This is a genomic window from Nocardioides sp. (assembly GCF_041600255.1).
Lineage (GTDB): Bacteria > Actinomycetota > Actinomycetes > Propionibacteriales > Nocardioidaceae > Nocardioides.
This window is the reverse complement of sequence record NZ_JBFIKK010000061.1, coordinates 1-18,962: the sequence shown is the minus strand read 5'-3', so window position 1 is coordinate 18,962 and position 18,962 is coordinate 1. Positions and strand designations below refer to the sequence as shown.

Sequence of the window (18,962 nt, the reverse complement as noted above, 5' to 3'; positions counted from 1 at the left end):
GCAGCTTCATCAAGGTATGTAGCCCAACCACCCGGTCCGCGACCTGATCCAGCCCGCCTGACCCGAGGTTCCCACGATCAACCCGCGCTTCCCATGCTCTGCAGACCAGGGGAAGCGCGGGTTGAGCTGCATACCGTGATGAAACCGCACCTCACGCAAACGGATCCGGCAACGCCCCCGGCAACCCCGCCAGCAGCTCCCGCGCCTGGGCGGCGCTCTTGTGCTCGACCAGCACCTCGTAGCGGGTGGCCACCACCTGCGTCACCGAGGAGAAGTCCCGCTGCCCCCGAGTCGCGGCGTACCCCGCCAGTGCCCAGATCAGGCCGAAGAGCGCACCGAACAGCATCGTCGAGGCGATCGTGGTGACCACGTCGTTCTCCGTGAACAGCGTGAACACCAGCCCGACGAAGAGACCCAGCCAGCTTCCGGACAGCGCACCGCCCAGCGCCACCCGTCCCGTGGTGAGCCGACCCGTGATCCGCTCGATCCGCTTGAGGTCGGTGCCGACGATCATGCACTGCTCGACGGGGAACTTGTGGTCGGAAAGGTAGTCGACGCTCTTCTGGGCGGCCTGGTAGTCGTCGTACACCGCCAGCGACTGCGGGAACTCCAGCTTGAGCGGCGAGGCCGCGCGGTTCGTGGGAGACATGCTCATGCCCTCCAGTGTGCCCGGGCCGACTCGCGTCAACCAACTGCGCCGCCGCCGCCTAGACTGGGCGGCGCAGTCGCCCGTCCCCGCCCGCACCAAGGAGCCGTTCGTGCCCCGAGTCGTCGTCGACGTCATGCCCAAGCCCGAGATCCTCGATCCCCAAGGCAAGGCCGTCCTCGGCGCCCTGCCGCGGCTCGGGTTCGCCGGCGTCACCGATGTCCGTCAGGGCAAGCGCTTCGAGCTGGAGTTCGCCGGCGAGGTCACCGACGAGGTCCTCGCCGAGGTGCACCAGATGGCGCAGACCCTCCTGTCCAACCCGGTGATCGAGAACTTCACCGTCCACGTGGACGAGTCGGCGTGAGGGTCGGGGTCGTCACCTTCCCGGGCTCGCTCGACGACGTCGACGCACAGCGCGCGGTCCGCTTCGGTGGCAACGAGGCCGTCCCGCTGTGGCACGGCGACCACGACCTCAAGGGTGTCGACGCGATCGTCCTCCCGGGTGGCTTCTCGTACGGCGACTACCTGCGCTGCGGCGCGATCTCGCGCTTCTCGCCGGTGATGGCCGAGGTCATCGAGGCGGCCGAGCGCGGCATGCCGGTGCTCGGCATCTGCAACGGCTTCCAGATCCTCTGCGAGTCGCACCTGCTCCCGGGTGCGCTGATCCGCAACGACCACCGCAAGTTCGTCTGCCGCGACCAGCGCCTGCGGATCGAGAACAACCGCACCCCGTGGACCTCGTCGTACGACGCGAACGCCGAGGTCACCATCGTGCTCAAGAACGGCGAGGGCGGCTTCGTGGCCGACCAGGAGACCCTGGACCGGATCGAGGGGGAGGGCCAGGTCGTCGCCCGCTACCTCGACGTCAACCCGAACGGCTCGATGCGCGACATCGCCGGCATCACCAATGCCCGCGGCAACGTCGTCGGTCTGATGCCCCACCCCGAGCACGCGGTCGAGGACCTGACCGGTGCGGGCACCGACGGGCTGGGCTTCTTCACCAGCCTGGCCGCCACCGTCCTGACGTGAGCCCGCTCGTCCTCTTCCGGCGGGCGGCGGTCGCCGAGGCGATCACCTGGGCCTTGCTGCTCACCGGGATGTTCCTCAAGTACGTCACCGAGACCACCGAGCTCGGGGTCCAGGTCTTCGGGATGGTGCACGGTGTCGTGTTCATCGCCTACTGCGCGGTGACCGTGCTCGTCGCGGTCGACCAGCGCTGGCCGAGTTCGCGGCTGCTGCTCGGCCTCGCCGCCGCCGTCCCGCCGTTCCTCACGGTGTGGTTCGACCGCCGGGTCGAGCGTCAGCAGGCGCTCGGGTCGGACTGGCGGCTGGCCGGGCAGGCTCCGGTCTCCGTACTCGAGCGTCCGGTGGCCCTGCTGGTGCGTCACCCCGGCCGGGGAGCCGTCGCGATGACCGCTGCCGTGCTCGCCCTGACCGGAGTCGCGCTGCTGGTCGGCCCGCCCGGAGCCTGAGCCGCCCGGTCGGTCGGTCGGGTGAACCTCAGCGCTTGCCGGCCTGCAGTGCCGCCCAGTGGCGACCGATCACGACCCCGCTGACCGGCAGTCGGGCCTGGCGCTGCCAGGCGCGCAGCACCTCGTCGGTCTTCTTGTCGAAGACGCCGGTGACCTCGATCCGGGCCTTGGGTCGCGCCGCGTTCAGCGCACGCTGGATCCGGCGGACCGGCTCGCCGGCGGAGCCGAACTTGTAGACGCCCATCTTCCCGGCCGCGAGCAGCGACATCCAGTTCTCGCGGGAGAAGTTCGGGCCGACCTCGAAGCCGTGCGTGCGCTGCCACTCGTTGACCGCGCGCTGGGTCCTCTTGTTGTAGCGGGCTCCGACCTTGCCGGAGAAGACGCCGTGCTCCTTGAGCAGGCAGCGCAGGGCCTTCACCTGGGCGCCGTCGGCGGCGTACCCGTCGCGAGCCGGCATCACGGCGTCGTACTTGACGAAGTCGACCTGGGTGTTGCCGCAGTGCGCCACGGGCGGGGCCCAGGAGCCCCGGCCGACGTCGAGGAAGTTCCGGTCGATGTTGATCCGGACGCCGCCCCAGGTCTCGTCGTGGCCGCCCTGGTACTGCTTGATCCGGGCGTGCGGGCGCCAGCCGTCCTCACGGATGTACGACGAGGACGTGTTGGCCACTCCGTCCCAGCGGGCCAGCCAGATCTGGTCGGGCAGGGTGAAGGCCTTCGGGCGGTTGATCCGGGCCCGGTCGAGCTCCAGGATCCCCGAGCCCGCGCTGGAGTAGACGCCGGAGACGTAGTTGAGCTGGTGCAGCTTGGTGGTCCACGCGCTCAGGAAGGAGAGCGCGGACTCACGGCAGTGGGTGTTGGTGTTGTCGAAGCCCTCGAGGTCGTACCAGAGCGTGCTGGTCGGCACGATGCCCAGACCCTGGGCGGCCTCGACGGCCTTGACGGCCTCCTCGCGACCCTGCCGGCGGGCGGCGCGGTACCGGTTCTTGGAGCCCGGCTTGGGGTTGATCGTCTCGTCGTCGTCGTAGCGCGGGAAGCGCGGCTGGCAGGAGGCCTGCGGGCCGAGGGTGATCGGCAGCAGGCGCCACCCGCGGGCCAGCTGCTTGCGGATCCAGGTCGGGGTGAGGTTCGGCTGGTTGCGGCAGGCGCGCGAGTCGCCGGAGGTGTAGATGCCCACCGAGAGGAACGGCGAGTGCTTGAGCCAGGCGTTCATCGACTTCTGGGTCGGGGCCAGGCACTGGTCGAACCCGTAGCCGGTGAAGTCGCCGGGCGTGGTGACGTTGTCAGCGTGCGCGGGGGCGGCCGTGCCGAGGGTCATCACGGAGGCGGCGAGCGTGCCGGCGACCAGTCCGGTGAACGTGGCGCGGGCGGTCCGGCGGGGCAGGCGTGACATCAGGTGACTCCAGAGCAGCTGGGGAAGCAGGGGGGTGGCGCGCCGTCACCATAACCTCATCAGTCACACGCGTAACACCAGTTCGCGGTAACCACAAGCCTGTAATTCGTCGGCGCCCACCCGGCCCTCGCCCGGATCGGGTGATCCAGTCCCTGTGTCGGTCGAGGAGATCCGGATCTGAAGGGGCGGGCGGGCCACCCACCCAGCGGGCGGGCGGTGGGGGCGTCCTGGCCCGCCGGTAGATTGAGCGCGTGCCCGAGACGAATCGACCGACGCCCGGATCCAGCCTCGACACCGTTGCCGTCGCCTCGGGCGACCCCGATCGGGAGCAGCCGTGGGCCGACCTCGGCCTGAAGGCCGACGAGTACGCCGAGATCCGCGAGATCCTCGGCCGCCGGCCCACCAGCAGCGAGCTGGCGATGTACTCGGTGATGTGGAGCGAGCACTGCTCGTACAAGTCCTCCAAGGTCCACCTCAAGCAGTTCTCCGAGATCCCGCAGGAGACCCCGATCGGCAAGACCCTCGCCGGGATCGGCGAGAACGCCGGCGTCATCGACATCGGCCAGGGCTACGCGGTCACCTTCAAGGTCGAGTCGCACAACCACCCGTCGTACGTCGAGCCGCACCAGGGCGCCGCCACCGGGATCGGCGGCATCGTCCGCGACATCCTCGCCATGGGTGCCCGACCGGTCGCGGTGATGGACCCGCTCCGCTTCGGCCCGCTCGACGCCGAGGACACCCTGCGGGTGCTGCCCGGCATCGTCGAGGGGGTGGGCGCCTACGGCAACTGCCTGGGCCTGCCGAACATCGGCGGCGAGGCGGTCTTCGACGCCAGCTACCTGGGCAACCCGCTGGTCAACGCGCTCTGCGTCGGCGTGCTCCGGCACGAGGACCTGCACCTGGCCAAGGCCAGCGGCGCCGGCAACAAGGTGATCCTCTACGGCGCCAAGACCGGCGGCGACGGCATCGGCGGCGTCTCCGTGCTCGCCAGCGAGACCTTCACGGAGTCCGAAGACGGGGGCTCCGGGCCCGCCAAGCGGCCCAGCGTGCAGGTCGGCGACCCGTTCATGGAGAAACTGCTCATCGAGTGCACGCTCGAGATCTTCGCGGCCGGCCTCGTCGCCGGCATCCAGGACCTCGGCGGCGCCGGGCTCTCGTGCGCCACCTCCGAGCTGGCCAGCGCCGGCGACGGCGGCATGCACGTCGAGCTCGACCGGGTGCCGCTGCGCGACTCCACGCTCGCGCCCGAGGAGATCCTGATGAGCGAGTCCCAGGAGCGGATGATGGCGGTCGTCGAGCCCGACGACGTCGAGGCCTTCCTCGCGATCTGCGCCAAGTGGGAGGTCGACGCCACCGTGATCGGCGAGGTCACCGACTCCGGCCGCCTGCACATCGACTGGCACGGCGAGCGGGTCGTCGACGTGCCGCCCCGATCGGTCGCCCACGACGGTCCGACGTACCACCGCCCCTTCGCCCGCCCCGCCTGGCAGGACGCCCTGCAGGCCGACACGGCCGAGGCGCTGCCCCGACCCGGCTCGGGGGAGGAGCTCCGCGAGACCCTGCTGCGCCTGGTCGCCAGCCCGAACCTCTGCGACAAGTCGTGGATCACCGACCAGTACGACCGCTACGTGCGCGGCGACACCGTGCTGTCCCAGCCTGCCGACAGCGGGATGGTCCGGGTCGACCCCGAGAGCAACCTCGGCGTCTCCGTCTCCACCGACTGCAACGGCCGCTTCGCCAAGCTCGACCCCTACACCGGCGCCCAGCTCGCGCTGGCCGAGTCGTACCGCAACGTCGCCACCGGCGGCGCCGTGCCGATGGCGATCTCGGACTGCCTGAACTTCGGCTCCCCCGAGGACCCGGACGTGATGTGGCAGTTCGCCGAGGCCTGCCGCGGTCTCAAGGACGCCTGCCTCGAGCTCGGCATCCCGGTCACCGGCGGCAACGTCAGCCTCTACAACCAGACCGGGGAGACCGCGATCCTGCCCACGCCGGTCGTCGCCGTGCTGGGTGTCATCGAGGACGTCACCCGGCGTACCCCGACCGGCTTCGTGGCCGAGGGCGAGCAGGTGCTCCTGCTCGGTGAGACCCGCGAGGAGCTCTCCGGCTCCGAGTGGGCGCACGTGGTCCACGGTCACCTCGGTGGGCTGCCCCCGCGGGTCGACCTGGCCGCGGAGCGCGCGCTGGCCGAGCTCCTCGTCGAGGCGTCGGCCTCCGGCCTGGTCACCGGGGCGCACGACCTCTCCGACGGCGGGCTGGCCCAGGGCCTGGCCGAGTCCTGCCTCGCCCACGACATCGGGGTCCAGGTCGTGCTGCCCGGTGACGCGTTCGTGCAGCTCTTCACCGAGTCGGCGGCGCGGGCGATCGTCACCGTCACCGACGAGAACGCCGACGCGCTGCGCGAGCTGGCCACGACGTACGGCGTCCCGGTCGCCGAGCTCGGGCGCACCGGCGGCAGCGACCTGGTCGTCACGGGGCAGTTCGCGCTCCCCGTCGCGGAGATCCGCTCGGCCTGGTCGGCGACCCTGCCGGCTGCCCTGGGCTGACCGGGAGCCCCACCGCCGGGGCCCGCCCGGGAGGGATTTCTCCGTTCCGGTTGCGACCCGGTGCGACAAGGGCGAGGGTGGGGGGATCAGCGAGACGTTGGTCAGTGCTCATGGGGATCCCGCGTCTTGACCGACTCCGCACGGGCGTCAGCTCGTGGCCGGGCGAGGAAACGGGATCCCATGCGCAGGTCTTTTCGGGCACTGATCGCCCTCGCCACGAGTGCGGCCGTGGTGGGGCTCCAGCCCGCACCCCTGGCATCGGCCTCCCGTACGGCGGCCGGAGGCCTGCTGGAGCCGCCGAGCATCACCCTCGTCGCGGCCGGGGACTGTGGCCGCGGGGGCCGCTCCGGCTCGTTCCTCGTCGATCTTCACGACCCCGACACCGCCGTCGGCGACCTCGTCCTCTCCGCCACCTCCAGCAACCGGCGCCTGCTGCCCTCCTCGACCGTCCGCTTCGGCGGGTCGGGCGTCCGGCGAACCGTCCTGCTGGCCACCAAGCGCGGCAAGCGGGGCGCCTCGACGGTGCGGATCACGGTCTCGGACGGCTCGTCCACCGACGTCACCACCATCCGGGTGCGGGCCGGCAACAAGCGCGGCAATCGCCTGAACGGTACGAGGTGGACCGACCTGCTGCTCGGCCAGAAGGGCAAGGACGTCCTGAACGGACGTCGTGGCATCGACCTGCTCTGTGGTGGCGGCCAGCGCGACGTGCTGATCGGCGGCCCGCACGCCGACCACTTCGACGGCGGACCGGGGCGTGACCGCGAGCGCGACTACAACCCCGCCCAGGGCGACACGTCGGCGGACGCGCCCCGGCTGCGTTTCAGCCCCGGGGTCACCGAGTTCGTCGAGGGCTCGGGCGGTGTTCGGGTCGACCCCGGCGTGATGCTGACGGGTCCGCGCCGAACCAAGATCGCCAGGGGCACGGTCCGGATCACCACCGGGCGCGAGGCCGGCGACTTCCTCGCGGTGACCGACCGCTTCGGCATCCGCAGCTCCTTCGACGCGAGCACCGGCGTCCTCGACCTGCGAGGCAGGTCCAGCCTGCGGCGGTGGCGCACCGTGCTGCGCAGTCTCCGGTTCGACACCGCCTCCGCGACCCCGCATCCTTTCCGGACGCTGACCCTGCAGGTCGTCGACAAGCGGCGGAAGGCGAGCAACCGCGAGCGACGCTACGTGTTCCTGACGGACCTGCCGAACGCCCCCGAGGACCTCTCCCTGGACAGCGCCACGGTCGACGAGAACGAGCCGGTCGGCACCGCGGTCGGCACGGTCTCGGCCGTCGACTCCGACACCCCGCCGGGCGACCTGACCTTCGGGTTCGCGCCGGGCGGTGCGGACAACGGCGAGTTCACGCTCGACGGCACCACGCTGCGCACCGCGGCCGTGTTCGACGCCGAGACCCGCTCGTCGTACGAGGTCCGGCTGCGGGTCACCGACCCCGAGGCCAACGAGTACGAGGAGTCGTTCACGATCGAGGTCCAGGACGTCAACGACGCCCCCACCGACATCTCGCTCTCGCCCGACAGTGTCGAGGAGGGCCAGCCGATCGGCACAGTGGTCGGCACCCTGACCGCCACCGACCAGGACTCCCCGGCCGACCCGCAGACCTTCGCGCTGGTCAGTGGCGCCGGCGACGCCGACAACGGCTCGTTCAGCATCGTCGGCGACGAGCTCGTCACCGACGAGGTCTTCGACTTCGCCACCAAGTCCGACTACTCGATCCGGGTCCAGGCCGACGACGGTCAGGGCGGCGTCTTCGCCCGCGGCCTGAGCGTGAGCATCGACGACGTCAATCTTCCGCCCAGCGACCTCGACCTGTCGGCCACCACCGTCGACGAGAACGAACCGGTGGACACGCTGGTCGGTCTGCTCACCGCCACCGACCCCGATCCCGGTGACACCCACACGTTCAGCCTGGTGCCCGGAGCCGGTGACAGCGGGAACGCCGCCTTCGACATCACCACGGACGAGCTGCGCACCGCCGACGTGCTGGACCACGAGGCCAGTTCCTCGCTGTCGATCCGGGTGCAGGCCGAGGACTCCGGCGGCGAGACCTTCGCCGAGCCCTTCACGATCACCGTCCAGGATGTCAACGAGGCACCCACCGACCTCGGCCTCACCGGCTCGACGGTCGCCGAGAACCAGCCCTCCGGGACCGCGGTCGGCACCCTGAGCAGCACCGACCCGGACGCCGGCGACTCGCACACCTACACCCTGGCGTCTGGCACCGGTGACGACGACAACTCCGGGTTCCAGATCGCCGGCGCCGCCCTGGAGACCGCGACCGGCTTCGACTTCGAGTCGACCCCGACGCTGTCGGTCCGGGTGCGCTCCACCGACGCCGGCGGACTGACCTTCGAGAAGCAGTTCACGATCACCGTGACCGACGCCAACGATCCGCCGGTCGCCGACGACGACAGCTTCACCGGAACCGACCGCGCGATCGGCAACGCTGCCCTGGTGGTGGACGACCCCACGGACGGCGCCCCGGACCCGGCGGGCCCCCAGAAGACCATCAGCGGCGAGATCCTCGACGGGGACACCGATCCGGACGCGGGCGACACGCTCTCGGTCGTCGCCGAGACCGTCGCCACGAACGACGGCGGCAGCGTCGAGATCCAGTCCGACGGTGACTTCGTCTTCCACCCCGCGCCCGGCACCAGCTGCTCGGACACCTCGGACTTCTTCGACTACACGCTCACCGACTCGGTGGCCACGGACGTGGGCCGGGTGACCATCGAGATCACCGAGTGCGTCTGGTTCGTCGACAACGACGCACCGGGCAACGCCGGCACCTCGGTCGCGCCGTTCGACAGCCTCGCCCAGGCCCAGGTCGCCTCCGGCCCCGGCCACACGATCTTCGTCCACGGCGGCGACGGCACGCCCACGGGCCTCGGCGACGGTATCGACCTCCAGGTCGGGCAGCGCCTGATCGGTCAGGCCTCCGCCCTCCAGGTGGACGGCGTCACCCTGGAGCCGGCCGACCCCGCCGCGCGCCCGGTCCTCACCGACGGTGCCGCCCACGTCGTGACGCTGTCCTCGGACAACACCGTGCGGGGACTCGAGCTGGACCCCGCCGGCGGTGGCGGGATCGCCGGCGGTCTCGGCGTCGCGGACGGACTCCTCGACGACCTCGTGGTGGACGACACCGGCAGCCCCGGCACGGCGGCGGGCATCGACCTCGACAGCACCACCGGCACCTTCACCTTCTCCGACCTGACCGTCGACACCGTCGGTGCGCCCGCGGTGCGGCTGACCAACGCCGGCACCACGATCTTCCAACCGGCCGGCACGATCTCGCTCGAGACCACCGGAGCCGCCGGCCTCGACGTCAGCGGCACCGGGTTCGGCGGCGGCAGCGTGGTCGACGACATCACGGTCACCGGCTCGTCCGCGGGTGGGATCAGCCTGGTCGACACCACGGGCACGATCGACCTCGGTGACGGCATCGGCCCCGACCTGGCCCTGTCCACCGGCGGAACGTCCACCGGCCTGCTGATCTCGAACGCGGGGGCGGTGACCGTGCCCGCCTCGGGCATCGCCACCATCGACAGTACGGGCGGACCGGCGGTGGACGTCGGTTCGACCACCGGGGTCTCGCTGAGCTTCGACTCGGTGAGCTCGAACGGCAGCAACGCGGACGGGATCAGCCTGTCCGGGTTGGGAGCGGGCACGTTCTCGGCCACCTCGGGCACCCTCAGCGGCTTCTCGGGGACCGGCGTCGACCTCGAGGGCGGCTCGGGCTCCGTCTCGTACGGCGGCACCGTCGGCGACGGTGTCGGGCTGTCGGTCGAGGTGACCGACCGAGCGGGCGGCGACGTCGTGTTCAGCGGTCCGGTCACGGACTCGGCGGACGCCGGCGGCGGCATCCGACTGTCCACGAACAACGCCGGCAGCACGACCTTCAGCGGCACCCCCGTCGTCCTCGACACCGGCGCCTCCGACGCCGTGGCGATGCTCGCCAGCGACGGGCACACGCTGGTCTTCAGCGGGGGCGGGATCGACATCGACACCACCTCGGGCACGGGGTTCGAGGCCACCAGCAGCGGCGAGGTCTCGGTCTCCGGCTCGGGCAACACGATCACCACCACCACCGGGCCCGGCATCGACCTTGCCCAGACCGACATCCTGGCGGCCGGGGTGACGTTCGAGAGCATCTCCACCGACGGCGCCTCCAGCGGCATCCGTCTCGACGAGACCGGGTTCGCCGGCGGGCTCGAGGTCACCGGCTCAGGCACCCCGGGCTCGGGCGGCACCATCCAGGGCTCGACCGGCCCCGGCATCCTGCTGACCCGGGTGGGAGCCGGCGTCGACCTCACCCGGGTGCACGTCACCGGGGGAGCCGACGACGGCCTCCGCGGCACGGAGGTGGTGGGCCTCTCGTTGAGCAACAGCCAGATCACCGACAACGGAGACCAGTTCGGCGAGCACGGGCTCGACCTCACCGACCTGACCGGCACCATGACCCTCGACGACACCACGGTGACCGGCAGCGCCGAGGACAACGTCCACGTCGAGAACGACACCGGCGACCTCGACGCGACCGTCACCGACGGCACGATCGGCAGCAACTCGAGCACGACCGGCAACGACGGCATCCTGCTGCGCGGCACCGGCGACGGCAGCATGAGCCTCGAGATCCAGCGGACCACGTTCACGAACAACCGCGGCGACCACGTCCAGATGACCACGGACGCGAGCACCACGGTCGTCCAGGAGCTCACGATCAACGACACCACCATGACCACGACCTCCCCCGACGTCGTGGGCGGCGGGATCACGGTCAATCCCGGGGGCAGTGCCGTGATGGACGCGGTGCTGACCGACAACGAGATCCAGGGCGCCTACGACAGTGCGATCGTCATCGACGGGCCCGGCAGCGCGGCGCTGCCGCAGGCGGTCCAGATCGACGCCACCGTCACCGGCAACACGATCGGCACCCCCGGGGCAGCCAACTCCGGGTCCGCGACGGGCGACACCGTCACCGTCAACTCCAACGGTGGCTCGGCGGTGCGGGTGCTGATCGCGGACAACCGGCTGCGCCAGTTCGCCAACCCGGCCGGCATCAACCTGACCATGAACGACGGCAACTCCGACCTCGACGCCACCGTGCGGGACAACACGATCAGCAACCCCGGTTCCTTCGGGTCGTACGGCGTCTTCCTCCGCTCCGGGTCGACCGGGGGCACGGAGACCTCCACCACCTGCCTCGACCTGGGACACCCCAGCGACCCGGCCCTGAAGAACGCGCTGACCGGGTCCGGGGCCGTCGCCGACATCCGGGTGCGCCGGCTGGCCGACACGTCGATCCGGCTCCCCGGCTACGCGGGCACGGCCGGCGACACCGCGGCGGTGAACGCCTACCTGCAGGGTCGCAACGACCTCGGCGGCACCCCGACGGTCTCCACCAGCGCCGCCGGAACCGGCAGCTTCCTCGGCACCGGGACGTGCGCCCTGCCGACTCCCTGACCACGACGAACGAGAGGTGAACCGATGAGCGAACCCTTCCTGGGGGAGCTGCGGATGATGTCCTTCAGCTTCCCGCCACGCGGCTGGGCGCTGTGCGACGGGCAGATCCTGCCGATCAGCCAGAACCAGTCCCTCTACTCGCTGCTGGGCACGACGTACGGCGGTGACGGCCGCACGACGTTCGGGCTCCCGGACCTGCGCGGCCGAACGGCGGTGCATGCCGGGGACGGGCTGTCCCTGGGGCAGAAGCTCGGATCCGAGGCGGTCACCCTGACGGCCGATCAGGTCCCGTCGCACACGCACACGGTCCGGGCCTCGGCGAGCCCCGGGGACCAGCCGATTCCGTCGATCCTGGCCGGCGCCAACAATCTCTACGGGCCGCCGGCCGACCTGACCACGATCCACCCGCAGACCGTCGGCGTCACCGGCGGTACGGCTCACGGGAACCTGCAGCCCTACCTCGTGACCAGCTGGTGCATCGCCCTCCAGGGCCTCTTCCCGAGTAGGAACTGATGAGTGAGCCCTTCATCGGCGAGATCAGGATCTTCGCCGGCAACTTCGCGCCACGCGGCTGGGCGTTCTGCCAAGGCCAGCTGCTGTCCATCTCGACCAACGACGCCCTGTTCAGCCTCATCGGCACGACCTACGGGGGGGACGGGCGAAACACGTTCGCACTGCCCGAGCTGCGCGGCCGACTACCGATCCACCAGGGCACCGGACCCGGGCTGACCCCGCGGCCCATCGGTCAGCAGGGCGGAGCAGAACAGGTGGCCCTCGACTCCACCCATGTGCCCCAGCACGGCCACGGCTTCCAGGCCTCGACGGCGGCCGGCTCGTCGTCCACTCCGGAGTCCAACGTGGTCGCCACGGCGCCGTCGGTCACGGCCTTCCTGCAGGATGCGCCGACCATCGGGACAGTCACCACGACCGGCAGCTTCGGCAGCCAGCCCCACGAGAACCGCATGCCGGCGATGGCGATCCACTACATCATCGCGCTCACCGGCCTCTACCCGAGCAGGAACTGATGGCTGAGCCCTTCATCGCCGAGATCCGTGTCGTCCCCTACAACTTCGCCCCGCGGGGGTGGGCGTTCTGCAACGGACAGCTGCTGCCGATCGCGCAGCACACCGCGCTCTTCTCACTGGTCGGCACCATGTACGGCGGCGACGGGCGGACCACCCTCGGCCTGCCGAACCTGCCGGGGCGCGCCGTGATGGCTCCGGGTCGTGGACCCGGCCTGAGCGACTACTCGATCGGCCAGTCCAGTGGCCTCGACGCGGTCGCCCTGACCGCGCAGCAGTCCGGTGCGCACGCCCACGTGGTGGCGGCGGCTCCGGACCCGGCCGAGGTGCAGGCGCCGAGCACCTCGCGCAGCCTGGCCCGCAGCGGGCCCGGTTTCGCCTACCAGAGCGACACCACGGGCAACCTCGTGGAGATGGCGCCCGAGGCGCTGACGCCGCTCACTGGCGGGACGTCGCCGCACGACAACCGTTCGCCCCTGCAGGTGCTCAACTTCGTGATCGCACTGGAGGGTGTCTATCCGTCCCGGAGCTGAGCGGATGCCGCTGCAGCTGCGCGAGGTGCGGGACGGCGACGCCGACTTCCTGGCCCGGCTGTACGTCTCGACCCGGGAGGACCTGACGTGCCTCCCCCTCGACGCCGATCAGCTGGCCGGGCTGATCGACCTGCAACGGCGGGCACAGGAGGCCGACCACGACCGGCGGTTCCCCGACGCCGAGTCGAGGATCCTCCTCGTCGACGGGTCGGCCGTCGGTCGGGTCCGCGTGCACCGGGCTGCGGAGGGGATGCGGCTGGTCGACCTCGCGCTGCTCCCGGACCGTCGCGGGTGCGGGTGGGGGACCGCGGTGCTCCGCGACCTCCAGGCCGAGGCGGCCGGGCGCGGAGCGGAGCTGCGGCTCAGCGTCCGGAGGGAGAACGCCGGAGCTCGCCGGCTCTACGCCCGGCTGGGTTTCGTCGAGCTGAACGACGACCCGATGTACGTCGAGATGGTCTGGCGACCGGGTCAGACCGGAGCCCGCGAGAACGCCACCTCGTAGAGGGTGCCGCCGGCCTCGGTGCCGTAGGGGCACACGAAGAGCGACCAGCTGCCGAGGCCGGGGACGTGCACCCGCCGGGTGGCCTGGGGCAGGGGGTCGCCGGGCGCCCAGATCTCGAGGTAGAAGCTGCGCGCGGTGGCGGTGTCGTCGCCGTTCAGGCTGCCGGCCCGGCGCAGCACACCGGTGACCTCGCCGATCGGCGACGTGTCCTCCAGCGCGGCCTGGGAGAGCGTGACGGGCCCGCCGACGTGGTCGGTGAACGTGTCCAGGCTCAGGGCGTCGTGGCCCGGGTCGGACGGCGGGAGATCCGGCATCTCGGCCGGGGTCAGGCGCGGACGGGCGCCGACGCCGTGCGGACCGTCACGTGCGCACTGCGCAGCGAGAGCAGCGAGTCCGAGGTCAGGCGGTCGTGGCGCTCCAGGACCCGGGCGCCACGGCGCACCTCGAGGGGGAACGTGCGTCCGCTCCCGATCCAGACCCGGAGGTCCGAGGCATGCTCGAGGTCGAAGGCGACCGGGGCGGAGTCGCGGCCCATCAGCCAGACCGTGGTCGGCGCAGCGCCTGCCACCGCGATCGTGGCGCCGGCGATGGCGGTACGGCGGGTCATCTCCACGGTGCTGGCTCCCTCGCTCGCCCGATCGTTGCCCGTTCGACGCTACACCCGGGGTCGGGGGCCGGTGGCCGGTTTGTCCAGCATGCTTCGATGACCTGGTGCCGGGCCGTCGTACGTTCCTCAGCCTCGTCGGCCTGACGATGGCCGCGGGGTGTGCGCGGGCACCCGGAGGACCCGGGAAGGGCGCCCCTGCAGCCGGGGCGACGAGCAGGAGGAGCGACGTGGAGCGCATCGAGTACGGCGACCACCCGAGCCAGTTCGGCGAGCTGTACCGGCCCTCCGGCCCCTCCCGGGGAGTCGTGGTGGTGATCCACGGCGGCTTCTGGAAGGCGCAGTACGACCTCTCCCTGGGCCGGCCGCTCGCGGAGAGCCTGGCCGAGCAGGGGTGGACCGCCTGGAACCTGGAGTACCGCCGGGTGGGCGAGGGGGCAGGCGGGGGTGGAGGCGTGCCCGAGACCCTGGACGACGTGGCAGCGGGCATCGACGCGCTGGCCGACGTGGCCGGGGTGGACCTCGACACCGTGGTCACGCTGGGGCACTCGGCGGGCGGGCACCTGGCCGCCTGGGCAGCCTCCCGGGGGCGGTTCGGGCGCTGGTCCGAGCGCGTCACGGTGAGCGCCGTGATCTCCCAGGCCGGCGTCCTCGACCTGCAGGCAGCCCACGACCAACGGTTGGGGTCGGGGGCCGTGGAGCGGTTCCTGGGCCGTCCTCCCGGCGCGGCCGACGCATCGGCCGACCCACGCCAGCAGCTGCCGCTCGACGTACCGGTGTGGTGCGTGCACGGCCGGGCCGACGACATCGTCCCGATCGGCCAGTCCGAGGAGTACGTCGCCGCCGCCACCGCCGCGGGTGCCGCGGCCGAGCTGGTCGCCGTCGACGGCGACCACTTCACCGTCATCGACCCCTCGTCCGAGGCCTGGGCCAGGACCCTCGCCGTCCTCGACGTGATCGGCTGACGTAGGCGATCCGGAGGTGCCGACCGTCATCGCGGGTACGGACCTTCGACCCCTGTGACGACGGGGTCCGACGTGCGACGGTGGAGAGCCAGCCGTCCCACGGAGGAGACCACGGCATGTCCCGTTTTGCCCACGACGTCGCCGAGCGGCCCACGCTCGAGGCCGCTGCCGCCGAGCTGCCCGGACGCCCGATCGACGAGGCCGAGATCGACCGCCTGGACCTGTGGTTCCGGGCCGCGAACTACCTCGCGGTCGGTCAGATCTACCTGTTGGACAACCCCCTGCTCGACCGCCCGCTGGTGGCCGACGACGTCAAGCCCCGGTTGCTGGGCCACTGGGGGACCACCCCGGGGCTCAACCTGCTGTATGCCCACCTCAACCGGCTGATCCGCGCCCGGGACGTGAACGCGATCTTCCTCGCCGGCCCGGGGCACGGCGGACCCGCGGCCGTGGCGAACGCGTGGCTGGAGCACACCTACAGCGAGGTCTACCCGGCCATCGGCTACCAGCGTGAGGGCATGCGGGCGCTGTTCCGGCAGTTCTCCTTCCCCGGCGGCGTCCCGAGCCACGTGGCTCCCGAGACGCCGGGCTCGATCCACGAGGGCGGCGAGCTCGGCTACGTGCTCTCGCACGCGTACGGCGCGGCCATGGACAACCCGGACCTGGTCGTGGCCGCGGTGATCGGGGACGGGGAGTTCGAGACGGGCCCCTTGGCGGCGTCCTGGCACGCGAACAAGTTCGTCGACCCGGTCCACGACGGTGCCGTGCTCCCGATCCTGCACCTCAACGGCTACAAGATCGCCAACCCCACCGTGCCCGCCAGGATCCCGCGGCCCGAGCTGGAGAGCCTGCTGCGCGGCTACGGCCACGAGGTGCTCACCGTCGAGGGGGACGATCCCCGCGACGTGCACCGTCAGCTGGCCGCCGCCATGGACACCGCCCACGACCGGATCGGCGCGATCCAGCGCGAGGCCCGGGCGGCGGCCGCGGAGGGTCGGTCGTGCGAGCGCAGGCCCTGGCCGATGATCCTGCTGGTCACCCCGAAGGGGTGGACCGGGCCCGCCGTCGTGGACGGCAAGCCGGTCGAGGGCACCTGGCGAGCGCACCAGGTGCCGCTGGCGGAGACCCGGGGCAACCCCGCCCACCGGGCCCAGCTGGAGGAGTGGATGCGGTCCTACCGGCCCGAGGAGCTGTTCGACGCCGACGGCGTACCGGTCGAGGCGATCCGGGCCCTGGCCCCGCAGGGGCGGCGTCGGATGAGCGCCAACCCGCACGCCAACGGCGGGATGCTCCGGGTGCCGCTGCGGCTGCCCGACTTCCGCGACCACGCCGTGGAGGTGCGCGAACCGGGCTGCTCCATCCACGAGCCGACTCGGGAGCTGGGCAGGTACCTGGTCGACGTGGTCCGCGACAACGACACGAACTTCCGCCTCTTCGGCCCCGACGAGACCGCCTCGAACCGCCTGGACGCGGTCTACCAGGTGACCGACAAGGTCTTCGCCGGTGAGATCCACGACGTCGACGAGCACCTGGCGCCGAGCGGCCGGGTGATGGAGATCCTCTCCGAGCACACCTGCCAAGGCTGGATCGAGGGGTACCTGCTCACCGGACGGCACGGGCTCTTCAGCTGCTACGAGGCGTTCATCCACCTGGTCGACTCGATGTTCAACCAGCACGCCAAGTGGCTCAAGACCACCCGGGAGATGGGGTGGCGTCCGCGGATCTCCAGCCTCAACTACCTGCTGAGCTCGCACGTGTGGCGCCAGGACCACAACGGCTTCTCCCACCAGGATCCCGGCTTCATCGACCACGTCGTGAACAAGCGGGCGGAGGTCGTCCGCGTCTACCTGCCGCCGGACACCAACACCCTGCTCTCGACCATGCAGCACTGCCTGCAGAGCGAGCACTACGTGAACGTCGTGGTGGCGGGCAAGCAGCCGTGCTTCGACTGGCTCAGCGCCGAGGAGGCCGACCTGCACTGCGCTCGCGGGCTGGGCATCTGGGAGTGGGCCTCCAACGACGACGGCGATCCGGACGTCGTCATCGGCTGCGCGGGGGACGTCCCGACGCTCGAGGCGCTCGCAGCGGTCTCGTTGCTGCGCGAGCACCTGCCGGAGCTGAGGATCCGCTTCGTCAACGTGGTGGACCTGATGCGGCTCCAGGACGAGAAGGAGCACCCGCACGGACTCACCGATCGCGACTTCGACACGGTCTTCACCACCGACCGACCGGTGATCTTCGCCTACCACGGTTACCCGTGGCTGATCCACCGGCTGACCTACCGGCGTCGCAACCACGTGAACCTGCACGTGCGCGGCTACAAGGAGGAGGGCACCACGACCACGCCGTTCGACATGGTGATGATGAACGAGATCGACCGCTTCCACCTGGTCATCGACGTGATCGACCGCGTGCCCGGACTCGGGTCGCGCGCGGCGTTGCTGCGGCAGGAGATGCTGGACATGCGCCGCCGGGCCCGGCAGTGGACCCGCGAGCACGGCAACGACCTGCCCGAGGTGCGCGACTGGCGCTGGAGCGACCAGGCCAGGCCGGGTCACGGCCACTCCCCGTCGACCACCGTCGGGCCGGCCCCGGGCGCCGACCAGGGGTAGCGGTCAGCCGAGAACGGCGAGCGTCTGCCGGGCGATCGAGAGCTCCTCGTCGGTCGGGACCACCAGCACGGTGACCGCGGATCCGGCGGCGGAGATGCGACGCGGGCCGGGCTGGTCGGCCGTGTTGCGCTCGGGGTCGATCTCGATCCCCAGTGGCTGGAGCCCGGCGAGGGAGTCGGCCCGGAGTCGGGGCGCCCACTGGCCGACGCCACCGGTGAAGGTGAGCACGTCCGCGCCGCCGAGGACGGCGAGGTAGGCGCCGACGTACTTGCGCAGCCGGTGCACGTAGACGTCGTACGCCGCGCGCGCCCGCTCGTCCCCGGCGTCGAGGGCGGCCAGCAGGTCGCGGAAGTCGGGGTGGCCGGCCAGGCCCGCCAGGCCGGACCGGTGGTGCAGCAGCTCCTCGAGCCCGTCGACGTCGAGGCCGCCGTGGCGCAGCAGGTGCAGCAGGATGCCCGGGTCGAGGTCGCCGCCCCGGGTGGCCATCACCAGACCCTCGAGGGGAGTGAACCCCATCGAGGTGTCCACGGGGCGTCCGCCGCGGATGGCCGCGGCGGAGGCGCCGCTGCCCAGGTGCAGCACGATCTGGTCGAGCTCGGCGGGGTCGCGGTCGAGGAGGCGTGCGGCCTCGCCGGCGACGTACTCGTGGCTGATCCCGTGGGCGCCGTAGCGGCGGATCCCCGCGCGGGCGGACGCCTCGGCGTCGAGGGCGTAGGTCGCCGCGGCGGCGGGCAGGTTCGCGAAGAAGGCGGTGTCGAAGACCGCGACCTGGGGGAGGTGCGGGTACTCGGCACGGGCGCTGCGGATGCCGGCGAGCGCGGGCGGGTTGTGCAGCGGGGCGAGCCGGGTGGCGTTCTCGATCTCGGCGAGGACGTCGTCGTCGACCAGGGTGGGGCGGACGAGCCGCGCTCCGCCGTGGACGACGCGATGGCCGACCGCGATCAGGTCGGCCTCGCCGACGCCGGCGCTCGCGATCCGGTCGTGGACGGTGGCGAGGGCCTGGTGGACGTCGGTGACGCGCTCGACCTGACCCTGGACGGAGGCCGTACCGGAGGCCACGTCCAGGACGCGGTACTTCAGCGACGACGAGCCGGCGTTGAGCACCAGCACGCGTTGCGGTCCCGGCTCTGCCATCGCGCCCCCTGTCGTCGTGGGTTCCACGGTAGGGGAGCGACGTCGGGCGCCGGGCCCGACGTCG

The 18,962-nt window shown here is 71.6% G+C and carries 16 protein-coding genes; 11 read left to right on the top strand and 5 right to left on the bottom strand.

The window, feature by feature from the left end; genetic code table 11:
• Positions 1-151 precede the first annotated feature (151 nt).
• Positions 152-655, bottom strand: a complete 504-nt coding sequence (locus tag ABZE72_RS09090; protein WP_372728703.1) for a general stress protein — start codon at positions 653-655, stop codon at positions 152-154.
• A gap of 103 nt (positions 656-758) precedes the next feature.
• Between ABZE72_RS09090 and purS the strand changes: the two genes are divergently transcribed.
• The 3 genes from purS to ABZE72_RS09075 are packed head-to-tail and all read left to right on the top strand — an operon-like array spanning position 759 to position 2,118.
• Positions 759-1,010, top strand: a complete 252-nt coding sequence (gene purS / locus ABZE72_RS09085) for a phosphoribosylformylglycinamidine synthase subunit PurS (RefSeq protein WP_372728702.1) — start codon at positions 759-761, stop codon at positions 1,008-1,010.
• Complete coding sequence (purQ, locus tag ABZE72_RS09080; RefSeq protein ID WP_372728701.1) at positions 1,007-1,675, top strand: phosphoribosylformylglycinamidine synthase subunit PurQ; 669 nt, start codon at positions 1,007-1,009, stop codon at positions 1,673-1,675. Before purS ends, purQ begins: the two co-directional genes overlap by 4 nt.
• Positions 1,672-2,118, top strand: coding sequence for a DUF3817 domain-containing protein (locus ABZE72_RS09075; RefSeq protein ID WP_372728700.1), 447 nt, complete (start codon positions 1,672-1,674; stop codon positions 2,116-2,118). Before purQ ends, ABZE72_RS09075 begins: the two co-directional genes overlap by 4 nt.
• 28 nt (positions 2,119-2,146) lie before the next feature.
• Here ABZE72_RS09075 and ABZE72_RS09070 read toward each other — a convergent pair whose 3' ends face one another.
• Entirely contained in the window at positions 2,147-3,508 is a 1,362-nt protein-coding gene (locus ABZE72_RS09070; protein WP_372728699.1) for a glycoside hydrolase domain-containing protein, read from the bottom strand.
• A gap of 251 nt (positions 3,509-3,759) precedes the next feature.
• On the opposite strand from ABZE72_RS09070, the gene purL reads away from it, so the two are divergent.
• From purL to ABZE72_RS09040, 6 genes are all read left to right on the top strand, one after another.
• Entirely contained in the window at positions 3,760-6,054 is a 2,295-nt protein-coding gene (gene purL, locus ABZE72_RS09065) for a phosphoribosylformylglycinamidine synthase subunit PurL (RefSeq protein WP_372728698.1), read from the top strand.
• A gap of 180 nt (positions 6,055-6,234) precedes the next feature.
• A complete protein-coding gene (locus tag ABZE72_RS09060) occupies positions 6,235-11,526 on the top strand; it encodes a cadherin domain-containing protein (RefSeq protein WP_372728697.1) in 5,292 nt (1,763 codons plus the stop codon).
• 24 nt (positions 11,527-11,550) lie between these two features.
• Entirely contained in the window at positions 11,551-12,039 is a 489-nt protein-coding gene (locus ABZE72_RS09055; protein ID WP_372728696.1) for a phage tail protein, read from the top strand.
• On the top strand, positions 12,039-12,551 hold the full coding sequence (locus ABZE72_RS09050; protein WP_372728695.1) for a phage tail protein: 513 nt from the start codon (positions 12,039-12,041) through the stop codon (positions 12,549-12,551). Before ABZE72_RS09055 ends, ABZE72_RS09050 begins: the two co-directional genes overlap by 1 nt.
• A complete protein-coding gene (locus tag ABZE72_RS09045; protein ID WP_372728694.1) occupies positions 12,551-13,081 on the top strand; it encodes a phage tail protein in 531 nt (176 codons plus the stop codon). Before ABZE72_RS09050 ends, ABZE72_RS09045 begins: the two co-directional genes overlap by 1 nt.
• A gap of 4 nt (positions 13,082-13,085) precedes the next feature.
• Positions 13,086-13,583, top strand: a complete 498-nt coding sequence (locus ABZE72_RS09040; protein ID WP_372728693.1) for a GNAT family N-acetyltransferase — start codon at positions 13,086-13,088, stop codon at positions 13,581-13,583.
• Here ABZE72_RS09040 and ABZE72_RS09035 read toward each other — a convergent pair.
• On the bottom strand, positions 13,550-13,897 hold the full coding sequence (locus ABZE72_RS09035) for a hypothetical protein (RefSeq protein ID WP_372728692.1): 348 nt from the start codon (positions 13,895-13,897) through the stop codon (positions 13,550-13,552). The genes ABZE72_RS09040 and ABZE72_RS09035 overlap by 34 nt on opposite strands.
• Positions 13,898-13,908: 11 nt before the next feature.
• Positions 13,909-14,190, bottom strand: a complete 282-nt coding sequence (locus tag ABZE72_RS09030; RefSeq protein ID WP_372728691.1) for a hypothetical protein — start codon at positions 14,188-14,190, stop codon at positions 13,909-13,911.
• 227 nt (positions 14,191-14,417) lie between these two features.
• On the opposite strand from ABZE72_RS09030, the gene ABZE72_RS09025 reads away from it, so the two are divergent.
• Both ABZE72_RS09025 and ABZE72_RS09020 read left to right on the top strand, forming a co-directional pair.
• The gene (locus ABZE72_RS09025) at positions 14,418-15,152 is read left to right on the top strand and encodes an alpha/beta hydrolase (protein WP_372728690.1); all 735 of its coding nucleotides are present in this window, start codon (positions 14,418-14,420) and stop codon (positions 15,150-15,152) included.
• A 116-nt stretch (positions 15,153-15,268) separates the two neighbouring features.
• Positions 15,269-17,764 carry a phosphoketolase gene (locus ABZE72_RS09020; RefSeq protein ID WP_372728689.1) on the top strand — a complete coding sequence of 832 codons (2,496 nt, stop codon included), beginning with the start codon at positions 15,269-15,271 and terminating at the stop codon, positions 17,762-17,764.
• Positions 17,765-17,767: 3 nt separating this feature from the next.
• On the opposite strand, the gene ABZE72_RS09015 is transcribed toward ABZE72_RS09020, so the two are convergent.
• A complete protein-coding gene (locus ABZE72_RS09015) occupies positions 17,768-18,898 on the bottom strand; it encodes an acetate/propionate family kinase (RefSeq protein ID WP_372728688.1) in 1,131 nt (376 codons plus the stop codon).
• Positions 18,899-18,962 lie beyond the last annotated feature (64 nt).